Annotated in this window: 19 protein-coding genes; 2 read left to right on the top strand and 17 right to left on the bottom strand. The window is 29.6% G+C overall.

The annotated features are described in order from the left end of the window. Nucleotides 1–12 precede the first annotated feature (12 nt). Genes mltG through dapF form a run of 3 tightly spaced genes read right to left on the bottom strand, consistent with a single transcriptional unit; the run spans nucleotide 13 to nucleotide 2,350 of the window. Nucleotides 13–1,047 (bottom strand): endolytic transglycosylase MltG, encoded by a 1,035-nt coding sequence (gene mltG / locus ABY298_RS04650; protein WP_372744843.1) that lies wholly within the window; start codon nucleotides 1,045–1,047, stop codon nucleotides 13–15. A 5-nt stretch (nucleotides 1,048–1,052) separates the two neighbouring features. Further along, on the bottom strand, nucleotides 1,053–1,571 hold the full coding sequence (locus tag ABY298_RS04645; protein WP_372744842.1) for a GNAT family N-acetyltransferase: 519 nt from the start codon (nucleotides 1,569–1,571) through the stop codon (nucleotides 1,053–1,055). Beyond that, the gene (dapF, locus tag ABY298_RS04640) at nucleotides 1,571–2,350 is read right to left on the bottom strand and encodes a diaminopimelate epimerase (protein WP_372744841.1); all 780 of its coding nucleotides are present in this window, start codon (nucleotides 2,348–2,350) and stop codon (nucleotides 1,571–1,573) included. The genes ABY298_RS04645 and dapF overlap by 1 nt, the downstream gene beginning before the upstream one ends. A gap of 168 nt (nucleotides 2,351–2,518) precedes the next feature. Here dapF and ABY298_RS04635 point away from each other — a divergent pair, with 168 nt between their 5' ends. Next, entirely contained in the window at nucleotides 2,519–3,925 is a 1,407-nt protein-coding gene (locus ABY298_RS04635; protein ID WP_372744840.1) for a Do family serine endopeptidase, read from the top strand. A gap of 169 nt (nucleotides 3,926–4,094) precedes the next feature. Here ABY298_RS04635 and ABY298_RS04630 read toward each other — a convergent pair whose 3' ends face one another. From ABY298_RS04630 to ABY298_RS04620, 3 genes are read right to left on the bottom strand one after another with little or no spacing between them, the layout of a single operon-like run. After that, nucleotides 4,095–4,595: a DsrE/DsrF/DrsH-like family protein gene (locus tag ABY298_RS04630; RefSeq protein WP_372744839.1), complete on the bottom strand. Its 501-nt coding sequence runs from the start codon at nucleotides 4,593–4,595 to the stop codon at nucleotides 4,095–4,097. A gap of 44 nt (nucleotides 4,596–4,639) precedes the next feature. Next, nucleotides 4,640–4,951: a TusE/DsrC/DsvC family sulfur relay protein gene (locus tag ABY298_RS04625; protein WP_372744838.1), complete on the bottom strand. Its 312-nt coding sequence runs from the start codon at nucleotides 4,949–4,951 to the stop codon at nucleotides 4,640–4,642. 29 nt (nucleotides 4,952–4,980) lie between these two features. Next, nucleotides 4,981–6,231: an NAD(P)/FAD-dependent oxidoreductase gene (locus ABY298_RS04620; RefSeq protein WP_372744837.1), complete on the bottom strand. Its 1,251-nt coding sequence runs from the start codon at nucleotides 6,229–6,231 to the stop codon at nucleotides 4,981–4,983. 192 nt (nucleotides 6,232–6,423) lie between these two features. On the opposite strand from ABY298_RS04620, the gene ligA reads away from it, so the two are divergent. Then, nucleotides 6,424–8,457 carry an NAD-dependent DNA ligase LigA gene (ligA, locus tag ABY298_RS04615; RefSeq protein ID WP_372744836.1) on the top strand — a complete coding sequence of 678 codons (2,034 nt, stop codon included), beginning with the start codon at nucleotides 6,424–6,426 and terminating at the stop codon, nucleotides 8,455–8,457. Between the two features lie 3 nt (nucleotides 8,458–8,460). On the opposite strand, the gene ABY298_RS04610 is transcribed toward ligA, so the two are convergent. The 11 genes from ABY298_RS04610 to ABY298_RS04560 form a co-directional block, all read right to left on the bottom strand. After that, nucleotides 8,461–9,255 (bottom strand): sulfite exporter TauE/SafE family protein, encoded by a 795-nt coding sequence (locus ABY298_RS04610; protein ID WP_372744835.1) that lies wholly within the window; start codon nucleotides 9,253–9,255, stop codon nucleotides 8,461–8,463. A 215-nt stretch (nucleotides 9,256–9,470) separates the two neighbouring features. Further along, nucleotides 9,471–10,124 (bottom strand): Crp/Fnr family transcriptional regulator, encoded by a 654-nt coding sequence (locus tag ABY298_RS04605; RefSeq protein WP_372744834.1) that lies wholly within the window; start codon nucleotides 10,122–10,124, stop codon nucleotides 9,471–9,473. A 101-nt stretch (nucleotides 10,125–10,225) separates the two neighbouring features. Next, nucleotides 10,226–11,275: a porin gene (locus ABY298_RS04600; protein WP_372744833.1), complete on the bottom strand. Its 1,050-nt coding sequence runs from the start codon at nucleotides 11,273–11,275 to the stop codon at nucleotides 10,226–10,228. A 110-nt stretch (nucleotides 11,276–11,385) separates the two neighbouring features. Continuing rightward, nucleotides 11,386–12,375 (bottom strand): rhodanese-like domain-containing protein, encoded by a 990-nt coding sequence (locus ABY298_RS04595; RefSeq protein WP_372744832.1) that lies wholly within the window; start codon nucleotides 12,373–12,375, stop codon nucleotides 11,386–11,388. 43 nt (nucleotides 12,376–12,418) lie between these two features. After that, complete coding sequence (locus ABY298_RS04590) at nucleotides 12,419–13,405, bottom strand: rhodanese-like domain-containing protein (protein ID WP_372744831.1); 987 nt, start codon at nucleotides 13,403–13,405, stop codon at nucleotides 12,419–12,421. A gap of 360 nt (nucleotides 13,406–13,765) precedes the next feature. Continuing rightward, the gene (locus tag ABY298_RS04585; RefSeq protein WP_372744830.1) at nucleotides 13,766–14,383 is read right to left on the bottom strand and encodes a rhodanese-like domain-containing protein; all 618 of its coding nucleotides are present in this window, start codon (nucleotides 14,381–14,383) and stop codon (nucleotides 13,766–13,768) included. A 26-nt stretch (nucleotides 14,384–14,409) separates the two neighbouring features. Then, nucleotides 14,410–15,075: a rhodanese-like domain-containing protein gene (locus ABY298_RS04580; RefSeq protein WP_372744829.1), complete on the bottom strand. Its 666-nt coding sequence runs from the start codon at nucleotides 15,073–15,075 to the stop codon at nucleotides 14,410–14,412. Between the two features lie 16 nt (nucleotides 15,076–15,091). After that, on the bottom strand, nucleotides 15,092–15,682 hold the full coding sequence (locus tag ABY298_RS04575) for a DUF6691 family protein (RefSeq protein WP_372744828.1): 591 nt from the start codon (nucleotides 15,680–15,682) through the stop codon (nucleotides 15,092–15,094). Between the two features lie 21 nt (nucleotides 15,683–15,703). Next, complete coding sequence (locus tag ABY298_RS04570; protein WP_372744827.1) at nucleotides 15,704–16,234, bottom strand: YeeE/YedE thiosulfate transporter family protein; 531 nt, start codon at nucleotides 16,232–16,234, stop codon at nucleotides 15,704–15,706. Between the two features lie 10 nt (nucleotides 16,235–16,244). After that, the gene (nrfD, locus tag ABY298_RS04565; protein WP_372744826.1) at nucleotides 16,245–17,186 is read right to left on the bottom strand and encodes an NrfD/PsrC family molybdoenzyme membrane anchor subunit; all 942 of its coding nucleotides are present in this window, start codon (nucleotides 17,184–17,186) and stop codon (nucleotides 16,245–16,247) included. Between the two features lie 12 nt (nucleotides 17,187–17,198). Next, nucleotides 17,199–17,735 (bottom strand): 4Fe-4S dicluster domain-containing protein (locus ABY298_RS04560; RefSeq protein WP_372744825.1); only part of this gene is annotated, 537 nt, incomplete at its 5' end.

The raw sequence follows: 17,735 nt of genomic DNA, 5'->3' as shown, positions 1-17,735 counted from the left end.
GCTTGTTTTTTATTATCGGTTAATACCTTGTTGCGATAGCCAAACTTGGTATTTTGCCGCATATTGGTTGTGTTGAGCCAATGTTTTTGCAAACTCATGTGTTCCTATTTTTGTAATGCTTGCACACATAAAAAAGTAATCATGATTTGCAGGATTTAATACTGCGTTAATTGAAGAAATATCTGGCATTGCAATTGGGCCAGGAGGTAAACCTAAATTTTTATAAGTGTTGTATGGCGAATCAATTTCTAAGTCTTTAGTTAAAACTCTTTTTATAACAATATCACTTCCTAATTTTTCTTTTACTGCAAAAATTATAGTTGGATCGGCTTGTAAAGGCCATTGATTTTGTATGCGATTTAAATACAATTTTGCAACCATTGGACGCTCGCTAACCGTTGCAGTTTCTTTTTGAACAATAGAAGCTAAGGTAATAACTTCGTTTTGAGATAAATTTAGTTTTTTTGCTTTTCCTAATCGATCATCATTCCAAAATCTATTATACTCATCTTTCATTTTACTTCTAAATAAATTTGGAGACGTATTCCAGTAAAATTCATACGTATTAGGTATGTACATTCCTAAAGCAGTTCTTTTGTTAAAACCGTTTTCTTTTAAAAAAGTGGAATCTTGAAAAGCTGCTACTAATGAAATTGAATCAGCTTCAATTTGTTGTGCAATTCTTCCAGCTAATTTTTCAAAACTATCTTGGTTGTTAAATGATAATTTAACAGGTGTTTGTTTACCGTTTCTTAAAATATTAACTAGTTTATTGTTACTCATTCCTTCGGTAATTTTGTATTTACCTGGTTTTATGGAGTTTGGGTATCCTTTTAAATTAGCAATAAAATTAAAAGTGTTAACTCTTTTTAAATACGGACGTATTAAATTTTCTACAGTAGCATAATCGCTATTTGTTGGAATGTATAAAAAACCTTCTTTTATGGTGTTTGGTTTGTATATTTTATTGTAAAAATTATAACCTAAAACAACTCCTAAAATAAATAATAGGCCAATTATTAGTAAAAAAAGTTTTTTTAATTTCATATGTTTTATTTTATTAATTGATATAATAATTCGTCTTTATATTGTTGTTTTGAGTAAATCCAATCTTTTTTATTACCTGTTAATTTGAAATTAAATTTTTCAAATAATGCAATGCTTTTTGTGTTTTCGGAAGTAATATTTGCAAATATTTGGTGAACATTTAAATATTGAAAAGCATAATCTATTGTTAACTCTAATCCTTCAGCTGCAAATCCTTTATTTTCAAATTCAGGTAAAATTAAAATTCCAATACCAACTCTGTTATGTTGTGGATTAAAATCGAACAAATCAATCATACCAACCTGAATATTTTCTGAATTACAAATTACAAATCTATATTGTTTTGCTTCGTAAATATCCTGATGCGCATTAGTTATGTATTGTTTTAATAAATATTTAGAAAAAGGAACTTGCGTACTACTTATTTCCCAAAAGCGCTCATTATTTTCTGTAGTATACAAAAAATCGAGATCTTCAGGCTCTAATGCTCTTAAAATAATATGTTTACCAATTAGGTTAGCCATTATATATCAATATCTCCTTCAAAAACAAATTGTGCAGGTCCTTTTAAAAATACATTGGTATAATTTGTTCCTTCGTTTTTAAAGGACACTTCTAAGTTACCACCTAAAACTTCTATTTTAATATTGTTTTTAGTAGTTTTATTTGCTTTGTGTGCAGCAATTGCTACGGCAGTAACACCAGTTCCACAAGCCAACGTTTCATCTTCAACACCACGTTCATAAGTTCGCACTTTAAACGATTGATCATTTAAAACTTCAACAAAATTAACATTAGATCCTGTTTTAAAATAGGGTGCTCCATATCTAATTTTAGCGCCTTCTTCTTTTACATTTATTGTTGAAACAGTATTGCAAAAAGTAACATGATGTGGTGATCCAGTATTTAAAAAAGAATGCGTTTTTTCTTCTAAAATTTCAGAAACATCAATCATTTTTAAACTAACAATTTCATTTTCAATACTAGCGTAATGTAATCCATCAACAGCATCAAAAGTTGTTTCATTTTCTATAACGCCTAATTGTTTTGCAAAAGCAACTAAACATCTGCCACCATTACCACACATACTTCCTTCATTTCCATCGGCATTGTAATATACCATTGTAAAATCTTGTTGTTTAGATGGTTCTAATAAAATAAGCCCGTCAGCACCAATTCCAAAACGTCTATTGCACAATTTTTCAATTAATTGAACATCTTTTTTAGGAAAAAATAGACTTCTATTATCTACCATAATAAAGTCGTTTCCTGTGCCCTGATATTTATAAAAATGTAATTTCATTGATGCAAATGTAATAAATAATCTATTGTTTTTAAGATTTTAAAACAATGGAAATTTAGTTTTGTTAAAATGCGTTAAATGAGCGTTAATAAAGCGTTAAAGCAATTTTTCGAATAAAATAAATGTATAATTTTGAGTGTTGATTAATAAATTAAAAAATTTTTAAAGATGAAAAAAATATTGAGTATTGTGCTGTTTTCAGCTTTAGGAGGCGCTTTAACTTTAGGAGCTTATAAAACATTTTTAGAAAAACCTCAAGTTGTATTTGAACAATCTGGAGCTTTAAATTCTAAAACAGTAAACACAAATTATAGCGATGCAGTTTTTGCTGGAGCTGAAAATATAGATTTTACCATAGCGGCTGAAAAAACGTTAAATTCTGTGGTACACGTTAAAAATACGATGCTTCAAACTATAAAAGATCCGTTTGCTGAATTTTTTTACGGGCAAGGAAATGGAACACGTCAATTTGCACAAACCGGAACGGGAAGTGGTGTAATTATTTCTTCTGATGGTTATATTGTAACAAATAATCACGTAATAAATAATGCTACTGAGATTGTTGTTGTTTTAAATAATAAAAAGGAATTTAAGGCAAAAGTTATTGGTACTGATCCAACTAACGACATTGCACTTATTAAAGTTGACGCTAAAGATTTACCATATGTAACTTTTGGAGACTCTGATCATATTAAAGTTGGTGAATGGGTTTTAGCAGTTGGAAATCCTTATAATTTAACATCTACGGTAACTGCTGGAATTGTAAGTGCAAAAGGAAGAGATTTAGATGGAAACGGAAGTGTAGATTCTTTTATACAGACAGATGCGGCCGTAAACCCTGGGAATAGTGGAGGAGCGTTAGTAAATACCAGAGGAGAATTGATTGGTATTAATACTGCCATTTCTTCTATGACAGGTTCTTTTGTTGGGTATTCTTTTGCAGTACCATCTAATATTACTAAAAAAGTAATAGAAGATTTAATGGAGTTTGGAAATGTGCAAAGAGCAATTTTAGGAGTTGTTGGAGGTGAATTGGATGGTAAATTAGCAGAAAATTTAGAATTAGATAATACTGAAGGGTTTTATATTTCTGATGTTTCTGAAGGATCTGGAGCCGCAAAGGCAGGTTTAAAAGCAAAAGATATTATTATTAAGCTAGATGGAAATAAAATTTCTACTTTTTCAGATTTATCAGGGTTTTTAAGAACTAAAAGACCAAATGATAAGGTAAATGTAACTTATTTACGTAATAATGAAGAAAGAACAGTGGAAGTTACACTTACAAAAAATGAAGTTAGTAAGGTTTCTACATTAGGTTTAGAGTTGAAAAACTTAGATGCTGCGGAATTAAAGAAATTAAAAATTGGGAATGGCGTTAAGATTTCTGATATATTAAATAAAGAATTGCTTAACTACGGTGTAAAAAAAGGATATGTTATTACTGAAATAAATGGTAAAAAAGTGTACACTGTTGATGATGTAAATGAAATGATTTCAGCTAAATCATCTAACGAAGTAATGCGTATTGAAATGGTAAATTTACAAGGTGAAGTAGAAAGATATATTTTTAGATAAAAAATTTGTTTGTTTGATGTTAAAAAGGCCTTTCTAATTTTGGAAAGGCTTTTTTATATTTAAAATATTAAATAACTAAACTATTATAGTTAACAGCATTTGCATTAAAATAAAAAAGCTAGCTAAAAAGCACTTTTTAGCTAGCTTTTAAATTATACTTTTTAAGTTTTTATGTGAATATAATTTGGGTTCTGTCTCCATCACACATTTCATAAAATTGACCAATGGTAATAATATCAATTACTTCATCAGATAGGTCTTCTTTTTTTAATTTAAACATATCTATAGCTAATTTGCACGCATAAATTTTACCTCCACCAGCAGAAATCATTTCTAAAAATTCATCAACTGGAGGTATATCTAACGCTTCCATTTGTTTACGCATCATACTTGAAACAGCCGATTCTACACCTGGTAATCCACCTAACATTGTTGGAAAAGGTAGTCCGCCAGGCATTCTCATTGCAGGATTTCCTGTTGTTGCTGTATGTAAATTATTCATTGTTTTTTTAGTAATAGCATCTAAACCAAAAAATGTAAAAAACACATTGGTTTCTATACCTTCCATTACGGCTCCATTAGCCATTACCAAACTAGCATAAACATCTTCTAAACTTCCCTTGGCACAAATTAAGCAAACTTTCTTTAAAGGTTTTTTTTCTGTACTCATTTTTTTAAATTTTAATTATTTATAAATAACACTAGTTGAATAGTTTAAATACAACTTGTTGGTTTTGGAATTCCAGCAATTTTTGCTGAAAATTTTAATGGTCCTTTTGGAAATAAAGCATATAACTCTTTAATGTCAACAATACCTGATTTTCCAACACTTCTAATTGTTAGGTTTTCTTTAGCAATTGTTTTTTCACGTAAAAAGTTTAAAACTTCAAAATGTTTAGGTGTTAATTCAATTCCTATTTCACTTGCAATTTCTTTTGCAATGGCTTCATTCCATTGATTCATATCTTCTAAGTATCCGTCTTCAGAAACATTTACTTGAACTCCTGCTATAGTTTTTACTGGCATAATTATTTATTTTTATTGTTATTTTTTGGTTATTTGGTTTCGGGTTTTATATCAAAAATTTTTCCTTTAAAACTCATATTTCTGTGCACAAATGGTATTGGAATTCCCTTTAAAAGCATATTCCAATAAATCCATCTAAAAGCTAATTTTCCCCAATGGTTTAAAACACTTTCTTTTAATAATTTTAAAGGACCAAATTTTGCAAAAGGGAAATTACCATGAACTGGTTCGGTTACATAGTTAAAATCTATTAATAAAGCTTTGTTATTACCGGTTTCAATAAAACAGTTTGCATGTCCATCAAATTCATTTTTTAAAGGATATCCATCAATATATAAAAGTATGTTATCTGTTAATGTTTCAGCCTGAAAATGTGCTACTGAACCTGCTTTTGATGCTGGAACATTGGTAGCATCACCAATTACAAAAATATTTTCGTGCGCTAAAGATTGTAATGTATTATGATGCGTTGGTATAAAATTTAAATCGTCTCCTAAACCAGATTTTTCAATAACTTTATCTCCCATATTGGTTGGTATAGAAACCAGCAAATCAAAAGGAATCCTTCTACCTGCATAATCTACAATTTCTTTTGCATCATTATCAACGCTTTCAATAGCAAAATCTATTTCAATTTTTATACCTTTCTCTTTTAAAAGATAATTTAAAGCTGTTGTACAAGTAGGTTTTGTAAATGCTCCAGAAAGTGGTGTAACATAGGTAATCTCAACTTTATCTCTCATTCCTTTTTTGCGGAAATAATCATCGGCTAAAAAAGCAAATTCCAAAGGAGCAACTGGACATTTAATTGGCATTTCAGTAATATGAACAACTAATTTACCGCCTTCCCAATCTCTTAATTTATTTCGTAAGGCCAATGAACCTTCATAGGTGTAAAAATCAAAAATGTCTTTTTTCCATAATGGTCCTACTAAACCTGGTGTTTCTTCTGGAACAATTTTAGAACCTGTTGCAATTATAAGTACATCATAATGTAATGTTTCATCTTCTAATTGAACTTTATTTTCTTCTGGAAAAATTTGTTCTATTTTCTTCTGAATATAATTTACATCTTTAGGAATAAACTTTTTACCAACTTTTTTTACCTGATTTTCGGTATAAATATCAAAAGGTAGAAATAAAAATCCAGGTTGATAGTAATGGGTTTTAAATTGATCTACAATTGTAATTTTCCATTGGTCTTTATATAATTTATGTCTTAAATGATTTGCCATCATTGTGCCAGAGGTTCCAGCTCCTAAAATAAGTAAGTTTTTCATTGTTAATAGTTTAGTTGTAATTATTGGGAATTATAAACTTTAATTTATTAAATTCTCATTACAGTAAAGTTACTTTAGTCACATATAATTTAAGATGATAAAAGTCAGTTTTTAATGTTACTTAAGTTACATTAAAACTAAAATTATGTCTTGTTCTAAAGTGGATATTTTGATGTAGGTTTTAAAAAAAATATGAGTACTTTTAGCACAGAATTTATAGCTATGCCTTTAACAATTGAACAAAAAATATTAGAATTACGAGAAGAGTTAAATCAACATAATTACAATTATTATGTATTGGATAATCCTACTATTTCCGATTTTGATTTTGATTTAAAATTAAAAGAATTGGAAAAATTGGAAACTGAAAATCCACAGTTTTTTGATGCAAATTCGCCAACACAGCGTGTTGGAGGAGAAATTACCAAAAATTTTGTAACGGTTACCCATAAAAACAGGATGTACTCGTTAGATAATTCTTACTCAAAAGAAGACTTGTTAGATTGGGAAAAACGAATTCAAAAAATAATTGGTACTGAAGAGATTAGTTATACCTGTGAATTGAAATACGACGGAGCATCAATAAATTTAAGTTACCAAAATGGTGTTTTGGTAAGTGCTGTTACCCGAGGAGATGGATTTCAGGGAGATGAAGTTACGGCCAATATAAAAACTATTAAATCTATTCCGCTGGTTTTAAAAGAACCATTTTTAGAGAATTTTGAAATTAGAGGTGAAATAATTTTACCTTTTGACGGATTTAATAAAATGAATGAAGAAAGGATTGACATTGGTGAAGAGCCTTATAAAAATCCAAGAAATACAGCTAGCGGAAGTTTAAAATTACAAGATAGTGCAGAAGTAGCTAAACGACCTTTAGATTGTTTATTATATCATATTGTAGCGGATAAAAACCCAATTGCTACTCATTTTGAAACCCTTGAAAAAGCTCGATTACTAGGATTTAAAGTGCCCGATGCCATAAAAGTGTGTAAATCTATGGAAGATGTATTTTTATTTATTGAAAAATGGAATACAAAACGTTTTGATTTACCGTATGAAACTGATGGCGTTGTAGTTAAAGTAAATTTGTTAGCACAGCAAGACGAGTTAGGTTATACAGCAAAATCACCTCGTTGGGCAATTGCGTATAAATTTAAAACAGAGCAAGAAAGTACAATTTTAAATGAAATTACGTATCAGGTTGGAAGAACAGGTGCAATTACACCAGTTGCAAATTTAGAACCAGTGGAACTTGCAGGTACCACTGTAAAAAGAGCATCATTACATAATGCAGATCAAATAGAAAAGTTAGATATTAGAGTAGGAGATACAGTTTTTGTTGAAAAAGGAGGCGAAATTATACCAAAAGTTGTAGGTGTAGATTTGGAGAAACGTCCGTTAAATTCTGTTCCAACCAACTATATTACACATTGCCCAGATTGTAATACCAAATTGGTAAGAACTGAAGGAGATGCAAAACATTATTGCCCAAATGAATATGGTTGTCCAACCCAAATTACTGGTAGAATTCAACATTTTATTAGTAGAAAAGCTATGAATATTGATGGAATTGGCGCTGAAACTATTGAATTATTGTTTAAAGAAGGATTAATAGCAAATTATGCCGATTTGTATGAATTAAAAGAAGAACAAATTATTCCTTTGGAAAGAATGGCAGAAAAATCGGCTCAAAATATTATTGTTGGTATTGAAAAATCGAAAGAAATTCCTTTTGAAAAAGTGTTGTTTGCTTTAGGAATAAGATTTGTAGGTGAAACGGTTGCTAAAAAGCTGGCAAAGCATTTTAAATCTATAGATAATTTAATGAAAGCGTCTTTTGATGAACTAATTACGGTAGATGAAATAGGTGAGAGAATAGCTAAAAGTGTTATTGATTTTTCAAATAATTTGGTAAATATTCAGCAAGTAGAACGTTTAAAAAGTTATGGTGTTCAGTTAGAAGTTTCTGCAGAATCACTTCAAAATACGTCTACAATTTTACAAGGAAAAATATTTGTAGTTTCAGGTGTTTTTACCCATTTTGATAGAAACGAATTAAAAAAATCTATTGAAGATAATGGAGGAAAAGTGGCAAGTTCAATTTCATCAAAAACCACGTATGTAATTGCTGGAGACAATATGGGACCAAGTAAGTTAGCTAAAGCCGAAAGTTTAGGAGTTCCAATTATTACTGAGTATGATTATTTAAAATTATTGGAGTAGCAATTATTTAAAGAAAATATCATAAGCATATCGAGCAATCATTAAAGTAACAATTACTAAAAAAATTGTTCTTACAAATTGATTACCCCTTTTTAGGGCTAAACGTGTGCCAATTATGTTGCCGGTAATGTTACAAATTGCCATTAAAATGGCTAGTTCAATTATAAAATCCCCGTTTTTAATAAAAACTAGCAATGCAAAAATATTGGTAACACAGTTAATTACTTTAGAATAGGCAGATGCTTCTACAAATTCAAACCCAAAAACAACTACAAAAGCTAATACCAAAAAACTACCAGTTCCCGGACCAAAAAAACCATCGTAAAAACCAATAATTAAGCCAATTATTGAGCCGTAAATTACCATTTTATTTAACGATAATTTTTTAGTTTGTATGTTTCCTAAGTTTTTTTTGATAAAAGTATAAATAGCAATGGCTATTAAAATTACTAAAATTAAAGGTTTTAGGGTGTTTACATTTATGTAGCTTACGGTTTTTGCACCAAAATAGGATGCAACAGCAGCCCAAAAGGCAATAACAAATAGTACTTTAAAGTTGAATTTTATTTTTTTTGAATACTGAACAGCCGAAATACTTGTACCAGCTAAAGCTGCAATTTTATTGGTTCCAAATAAAGTAGGAATATTAGTGTTTGGCAAGTTAATTAATAAAGCCGGTAATTGTATTAAGCCACCTCCACCAACAACTGAATCTATAAAACCTGCAATAAACGAAAAAATAGCCAATGAAAGTAGGCTAAGAAAGCCATAATCAGATACAAAGCTTAAAAATTCCATGGATGCTATTGGTAATTTATTTGGAGCTCAAATATATTATTTTTTAACAATTGTATCCTTAATTTTTTGTGCTTAAATTATACTGAATATTAAAATGAATTTTTAAAAAAGATAGGTTGACTAAAAAGCGTAAAAAACGTCATTTTGAATTTGTTTCAGAATGACGAAAATATAATTTTTAAGTAGACTTATGCAATACAATAAAGATTTAAGAATTATATATGATCAATAATAATTCTATTTCGTTTAATTTTAATTTTTCCTTCGTTTTCAAGTATTTTTAATAATCTAGAAACTACCACGCGAGATGTATGAATATCATTAGCAATTTCCTGATGTGTAATTATTAATGTGTTGGTATTCATTATTTTAACCTTATCGGTTAAATATTTATGAAGTCTATCATCTAATTTCATAAAAGCTAAGCTATCAATAGATTCTACCATTTCAATTAAACGCAAATGGTAACTATCTATAATAAAATGTCTCCAGCTTTTATATTTTACAAGCCAATCTTCAATTCTATCAACTGGAATAAAAATACCTTCGGTTTCTTTTTCAGTAACACCTCTAAACATACTTTTGGTTCTATTTATACAATTGATAAATGAAATGGCACACGTATCTCCTTTTTCTAAAAAATATAAAGCTATTTCTTCGCCATTCGTATCTTCTCTAATAATTTTTACGGCACCATTTAAAATTAAAGGAATATGAGTCATTTTATCGCCAATATCCAATAAAAGTTCGTTGGGATTTATGGTTCTATGAATGCCACAATTTATAATTTCTTCAATAAGTTCGTTTTCAAAAATAAGTGAATAATAATCTTTTAATTTTTCTCGTAAAAATTCTTTATCTGTAGTCATATTTTTAGAATGGTTATTATAACAAATTTAAGAAATTTATATAAAAAAACTCCTGATTTGTCTCAGGAGTTTTTTAGTTGAAAATATTAATTTAAAATAGTTTAAAACTTCACTTGTAATTGCATTAAAAGTGCATCATTATTTACAGTAGTTGCAGTTTCAATTTTGTTTTGATAATTTACTTGTAATCTTGTATTATCATTAAAGAAATAGTTAACACCTAGAGTCATCATTTCTTGGTAACCAATTTTTTTAATATCTAAATCTTGGTCAAAATATTCATATTTAAAAACTGGTTGCCATTGTTTATTAATGTCATAAGATGCCATTACATAAGCTCCAGCTCTTTTTTCTCCTAATTCTAAAGGAGTTGCTCCACAACCACCACCGGCAGCTCTGTTATAATCACCTTCATCATAAATATATTCACCAGTAACATTAAATTTGTTATAATTTATTGCAACTTCGGCACCATAAGTAGTTCTATCGGTTTCGTTATTATTTGGATAACCATATCTAAAGCTACCACCAATTGATAAAAAGTCTAATACTTTATAAGAAGCTCTACCTACAATATCTTTTTTAGTATTGTTATCAACAACTCCTAAACCACGACCATTCATTAAAGCAAGCGCATAGCGGAATTTTGTTTGAGAAGTTCCACCTAATAACATTAATCCGTAATCTCTTTGAGGAGAAACTAATTGATCTGAAACAGTAGCTCTATCAATAGTTGTTAAACTATGGCAAGCTGTATTTACTTCTAATCCAAAAGGTTGTTTAAATGAACCAACAGAAACTTTTGCCCACTCATATTTATCATAAGTTATAAAGGCGTCCATTAAATATACATTTCCATCTGAAGAAATAAAGTCACTGGTTTCAACCATTGCGTAGTATGAAAATGTTCTGTTTACTCTACCACGAACTCCAAAACGAGCTCTTTTAAATTTAAAAGTACTTGTTTCATCATCGGTAAAATTTGAATCGTATTCAGGTTGAAAATATCCAAAAAATGTTGTGCTACTTGTTGAAGGAACACCACTAGCACTTGCATTAGCAGGTGCATCACCTTCGCATCCTTGGGCAAATGAAGTACCAAATGAAAGTGTAAATAGAACTGAGAATAATAATATTATTTTAGATTTCATATTGTATAGTTTTAAAATTAAAAGCCCTAAAAACTTTTGTTACCTATTAATGTGTAAAACAATGTTAAAAATGGTATTTACATTTTTTAGGGCTTTGATGAGGTTAATTGTTATTGAACAAGTGGTAAACTTTTAGAAACACTGGCACTCCATTTATTAGTTGTCCAAGCATTGTTGCTATTGTACAAACCGTTCATACCATATGTTAAGCTATAAGCATCATAACCTAAAACTCTTAACCAAGCGGTTATAACTGCTGAAGTTTGACCCGTGTAACAGTATGTAACAACTTTAGCACTAGGATCTATACCTAAAACGCTATTGTCTGCAATTGTTAATGGATTAATTCTTACAGCACCATCTATATGTCCAAAAGCACCGTAATCTGCAGAAGAGAAGTAATTATTGATGAAATACGACTCTGGAGCAGCTAAAACATCACTTCCTTTAGCTGTTTTAAAACCATCGGCTAAAACTGTTTCTACACGGCTTTTTAATATAGTTTGGCCATCTGTAGATAATGAAGATAAAGCTGGTTTTGTGTAAACTCCATTAGCAGGAGCAGAAGCATAAGACCAATTTGAACTTGAACTTGCTATGTTTCCTATGTTGTTATTCCACGATGAAGCTGTAGTAGAGTTCCAGCCAGACATTCCCCATTTTAAAGCTTGAGTATTACTAAATCCATAAAGACGCATTAAGGCTGTTGCATAACAAGCAGTTTGACCTGTGTAACATACTACTAAAACAGGTTTTGTTCCAGCAGAAGTTCCTTCAGCTAATATATTTGAAAGTGTTACATTTTTTGCTCCAGAAATATGACCAGCTGCAAAATCTGTTGAACTTCTAATATCAACAATATAATATTTGTCTAAAAAGGTATTTAAATCAGCATCTGCAGGAGCACTTGCAACAAAACTTACACCATCTGGAGACGATAAAATTTTGTCTAAATCTGCGTTTGCAGAAATCATATAATCTGCCAGTATAGTTTCTGTAGGCGTTGCAACAACTAAAGTATCATCACCTTTATCACAAGATGTTAAAAAAAGTGTTGGAATAAAAAATAATCCGATTAATATTAAGGTTAATTTTTTCATAATATGTTTGTTTTGGTTATTATAATTGAGCCCTAAGGCATTGTTATTCTACTACAGGGAATTTTTGAATTTCTTTAGATGAAAATCCATTCCAGCCTTTTTCATTTAAAGTACTATTCATATAACTATTAGCTCCGTAACCTAAGTTATAAACATCGTATCCTAAAACTTGTAAATATGCTATGGCATATGCAGCTGATTGACCTGTATCGCAACTAACTAATATTTTTTTATCTACAGGTAAAGTGTATAAATTAGTTGTTGATGCTAAGGAAGAGCTAGGTTGGTATCTAACAGCACCAGGTACGTGTCCAAAATTGTATTTTTCTTCCGTTGTATAGTTAGCAGTATAATATTCACTTGGGTTTTCAAATACTGTTTCTACTTTTACAATAAAATCTTTATATGGTTTAGCAAACGCTTCTTTTAGGCGTGCTTTTAAAATATCTTTTCCTTCAATTTTCCCCGTTGTAATAGTTGGAGTAGCTCCTTTTTCAGGTAATGGATTTGCAGTAGTTTCTAATTTATCGGCAAAAGCATCTGATGAATTTTTTTTCCATATGTTAGTGGCAAATTCTTCATCCCAAGAACTCATTCCCCATTTTAAATTATAAACATTGTTGTAGCCTGCCAAGCGCAATAATCCGGCATAATAGGCGGCAGATTGACCTGAATAACAAACAATTGTTATTTTATCATATTCTACTGGTTTAATTTTAGTTTCAAAATAATTTAATAATTCTGGTCCTTCAACATTTACAGCATTTTGAATGTGGCCATAAGCATACCAATCTTCGCTTCTAATATCTAAAACTAAGTATTTTTTGTTTTTTACATTTTCTTTAATTTCAGGTGCTAAAATTAATGCTGGAGCCATTTCACTGTTTATGAAATTTCCGTTGGCTTCTAAATATTGAACTAATTTTTCAAATTCAGTAGGATCATTTATTTGTTGTGTGTTACTTTTAAAACTGCTTAATGCTAAAAAAGCTAAAAAAAGTAGCGATAAGTATACTGTTGTTTTTTTCATTCTGTTTGTTTTTTAAATTAATATTTGGTAACAATTATTGCTTTGGATTGCAATAATTGTTACCTCTAAATTAGTTACGAAAACGTTTGAAATTTATGATTTTTGTCAGTAAAATGTTATATATAATAGGTATGCTTAGTTACTTAAGTTACATATGTAAAAAGCTGTATATCAATTATATAAAGTTTTTTTTGAAAAAAAACGAAAATTTTAAAAGGGAAAAAAAGTGGAGTTGTTTTTTTATTGAATTTTTGTAAATAAAAAAAAACTTTTTTAAACAATTTAAAAGGATTTGAAAAGCTGATTGTTGTATAAAAAAAAAGCTGTTTTAAAAATAAAACAGCTTTAAAATACTTTAAATTAACAACCGCCTTCTGCGGGTTTCTTTTTCTTTTTTTCTACAGTTATTACCTTTTTAGGAGTAACAACTTTTACTGGTATTGGTTTTTCAATTGTAGCTGCTTTTTTAATAGATTCATCAATAAAAGCTTTAATATCTGCAATTGGTTTTTCAATGGTATCATTTATGGTTATTAATTGATTTTGATAGTAACTATTTTTAATAGTAGCCATTTTTACATTTGAATATCCAAGTTGGGTTAACAATAAAAACGGTACAGTTACATCGTTGGTAGTTGTACCATATAAAATAATTGTTTTATTATTGTTTTTTAAGTTATTTAAAATACTGGTGTTTTTATCACTTAAAATTTCAGGTGTATAAATGTTTATTGCATTTTCAAGATGTCCTTTATCAAATTCAAACTGGTTTCTTACATCAACCAATACTACATCATTACCTTTTAAAGCATCAAGTGCAACAAAATGATTATTGGTAGTGATTGTTTCTAAGGTTGTTTTGGAGTTATTAACATACAAATGTTTTGGTTTTTTGTACGATAATACGGCAATTAAAACAACCAATATTGATATAACTCCTGCTATTGATATTCTTTTAGTTTTTTCTAATTCTTTCATAATAAATAGTTTATAAAATTGAAAAATTAACAACCACCTTCAGCAGGTTTTTTCTTTTTCTTTTCAACCGTAATTACTTTTTTAGGAGCAGCTTTTTTAACAACAATAGGTTTATCGGCCTTAATCTGCTCTGGATATACAACACCAAAAAACATACTTGCCGCTTTTCTTGTGTTAAATAACTCATAGTCTAGGTTTGTCATGTTTTCCGTTGGAGAAGGTGGGTTAATAATAGTATTGTACCAATTATTTAAACCTCCTTTTAAAACTTTTAAATTTTTATAATTTAATCTATTGCATATAACCCAAGCTTGATCTGCGTAAATATTATCATTTGAATATAAAATTACGCTGTATTGACTTTGGTTTAAATACGGAATAGAATCTTCATCTAATAATTTTTTTAATGGAATATTAATTGCGTTTGGCAATGAATATTTTTCGTATTCAGCTTCATTTCTAACATCAATTAAAATAAATGAAGGATCTTGATTTATTATTTTATCTGCTAAAACATCAGAGGAAATATATCTTTCAGTACTTGAAGCTTTACTTAACAATTCTGCAGGATCTATACCTTCATGTTTAACATATTTTGGTAGTAAAACTAAGCCTGCCGCAAGAATTACAAATATTATTGCTAAAATTGTATATCTAAAAGATGAAACTTTTGCTAATTTTCTATTAACCATTGTGTTATTTTTTTAATTAGTAAAATATTTTTTTAGTTCTTTTTCTAATCATATCAGAAAGTTTGAAAATAACAATTGCAAGGGCAGTGAATAAGAATACAAACCAATAACGGTTTACACCTAAAGAATCCATTAGGGTAATGTTACCCATAAAACTACCTTCGTAAATTGGTTGAAATAGTGTAAATAATTCAGAGAAAATAAATACACCAACCATTATACCTACTACATATATTATTGCATCTATTTTACCAATGGCTACAGATGTTAGTGCTGTTCCTGGACAAAATCCTCCAGCAACAAATCCTACTCCCATTATTGCACCACCAATAATTGCACCCCATAAATAAGTTGGATGAACATATAATGCGCTCATATCTAAATAGCCTAGGTAATCCATGTACAATATACCTATTAAAGATACCAAAGCAGCTGTGAAAAACACTTTTAACACAGCAAAATCATAGCCGTAAAAAACTCCTGCTAATTTTCTTGATGATGAAAAACCAGAGGCTTCTAATATAAATCCGAAAGCAATACCAATAATAATTGCAATAATATTACTCCATTCGTAAGGAATTACTCCATTTGGAATTAAAGGTCCCATATATTTTTAATTTTTAAATTATTAAATCCAATTTTTTCTAAAGAAATACGCAACTAAATATCCAGTACCAAATATACCTAGCATAGTTATAAATCCACCTGTTGAAAGCACTGCCATTCCGCTTAGCGCTGCACCACTTGTACAACCGCGCGCTATCTGAGCACCTAAACCAAAAAGAATTCCTCCACCTAAGGCAAAAACTAATCTACGTTTTCTAGTTATTTTTGGAGAATGTTGTACTCTCCAACCAATTCTATTAGATAATCCTCCAGAAATAAAAGCGCCAATTAATACACCTAAGGTTTCAAAAACAAGCCAATTGTTCATTGGAGATTCATTGTCTTTTATAAATTTGCTGTAATATTCATTGGCTTCTGCGTGTGAATGAGTTACTGTATCAACTATTGTTACAACACTACTTTTCATAGCGCCACTAGCACCTAAACCTCTTCCAGTCATATAAAAAGTGAATAATATTAAAATTCCCAATAGAAATCCACCAAAATATGGATTCCAATACATATGACTATTTTTTTGTTTTTCTGTCTTCATTTTTTTTATTTTAATATAAATAACGAGTTATTTGACCTGCTTCAACCATTACAAATCGGAAAATTAAACCACCAATTAAAATTAAAATTGCTGGTACTGCTACAGGAACTTTATAACCTATAAGTTCAATTAATTCTAAAATTGCAGGAACAATAAGTCCAAGTATAATTACAAATCCAAAAAACATTAACGTAAACTCTCCACCTACTAATAGTTGCATAGCCTCTAGTTGTACTTCAGATCCAGCGTACATTCCCATTAACATATGTACAATTAAACCAAGTTCTAAAACAATTAAAGCTAAATCTATTTTACTAAATAAGTGTATTTCCTTTTTAGTTTTTGATAAAAGTATAATGGTTGCTGCGCCTGTTGATAAACCAGAAACTAAAAATAAAGGACCTAGTATGGCATTGTTCCATAACGGTCTAGCATTAAATGCAGATAGTAAAATACCAGTATAAACTCCTAAAATAATGGATAATGGAATTAATGCATAGGCCATATTTACTCTATTATCCTTTAAGAATTTTTCAAATTTATTTAAAAATTCAAATTTCAATTCCCATTTTGGAAAAATTTCAGAATAATAACTAAACACCCATAAAAATGATATTGGAGTTATTATAAGTAATACCCAAGCTCCCCAACTCATAGGAGATTCAATTCTTATAGTTGTGTATAATCTCCAAAAATAAAATTTGTGAGTAAGGTCATAAAACAATGCTAATAAACCTAATGTTAAAGCAATTGGTGATATAATTGAGGCATATTTAACAGCTGTAGGATATTCTTTATCCTTTTTTAAAACTGTTATTAAACCTGCAAAAAACAATAAACCTGCAGCTAAACCTCCTAAAAATAAATATACTGATATTGGCCAATGCCATATTTCTAATGAAGGATCTATATTCGGAATATTTCTTCCACTTGTAAATAATTCTTCTTGCATACTTTACTATTTTTAAATTAAATAATAAACATTAGGTTTAGTTCCTGCTTCTGGAGCCAACGTTTTATGTTTTCTGTTTTTTAATAATTCTGATACTTCGCTGTTTGGATTGTCTAAATCACCAAAATACATACATTTAGTTGGACAAACAGAAACGCAAGCAGGAAGCTGACCTTTTTCTAATCTGTGATGACAAAACGTACATTTATCTACATAACCATCTGGATGTTGATAACGAGCATCGTAAGGACAAGATTCTATACAAGCACCGCAACCAATACATTCATCGCCAGTAACAAGTACAATTCCATTATCTAATTGATGACTTGCGCCAGTTGGGCAACAACGTACACAAGGTGCATTTTCACAATGGTTACATCGTTCCGATTTTAATTCTAATTCAATATTAGGATAGGCACCGTTTACAACTTCGGTAATCCAATCTCTACAGTACCCAATTGGTACATCATTTTCAGTTTGACAAGCAACAACACAGTCGCTACAACCAACACATTTTAATGTGTCTATAACCATTGCATATCTCATATC

This window comes from Lutibacter sp. (genome assembly GCF_041596795.1).
GTDB lineage: Bacteria > Bacteroidota > Bacteroidia > Flavobacteriales > Flavobacteriaceae > Lutibacter.
This window is presented reverse-complemented; position numbering and strand designations above follow the sequence as displayed.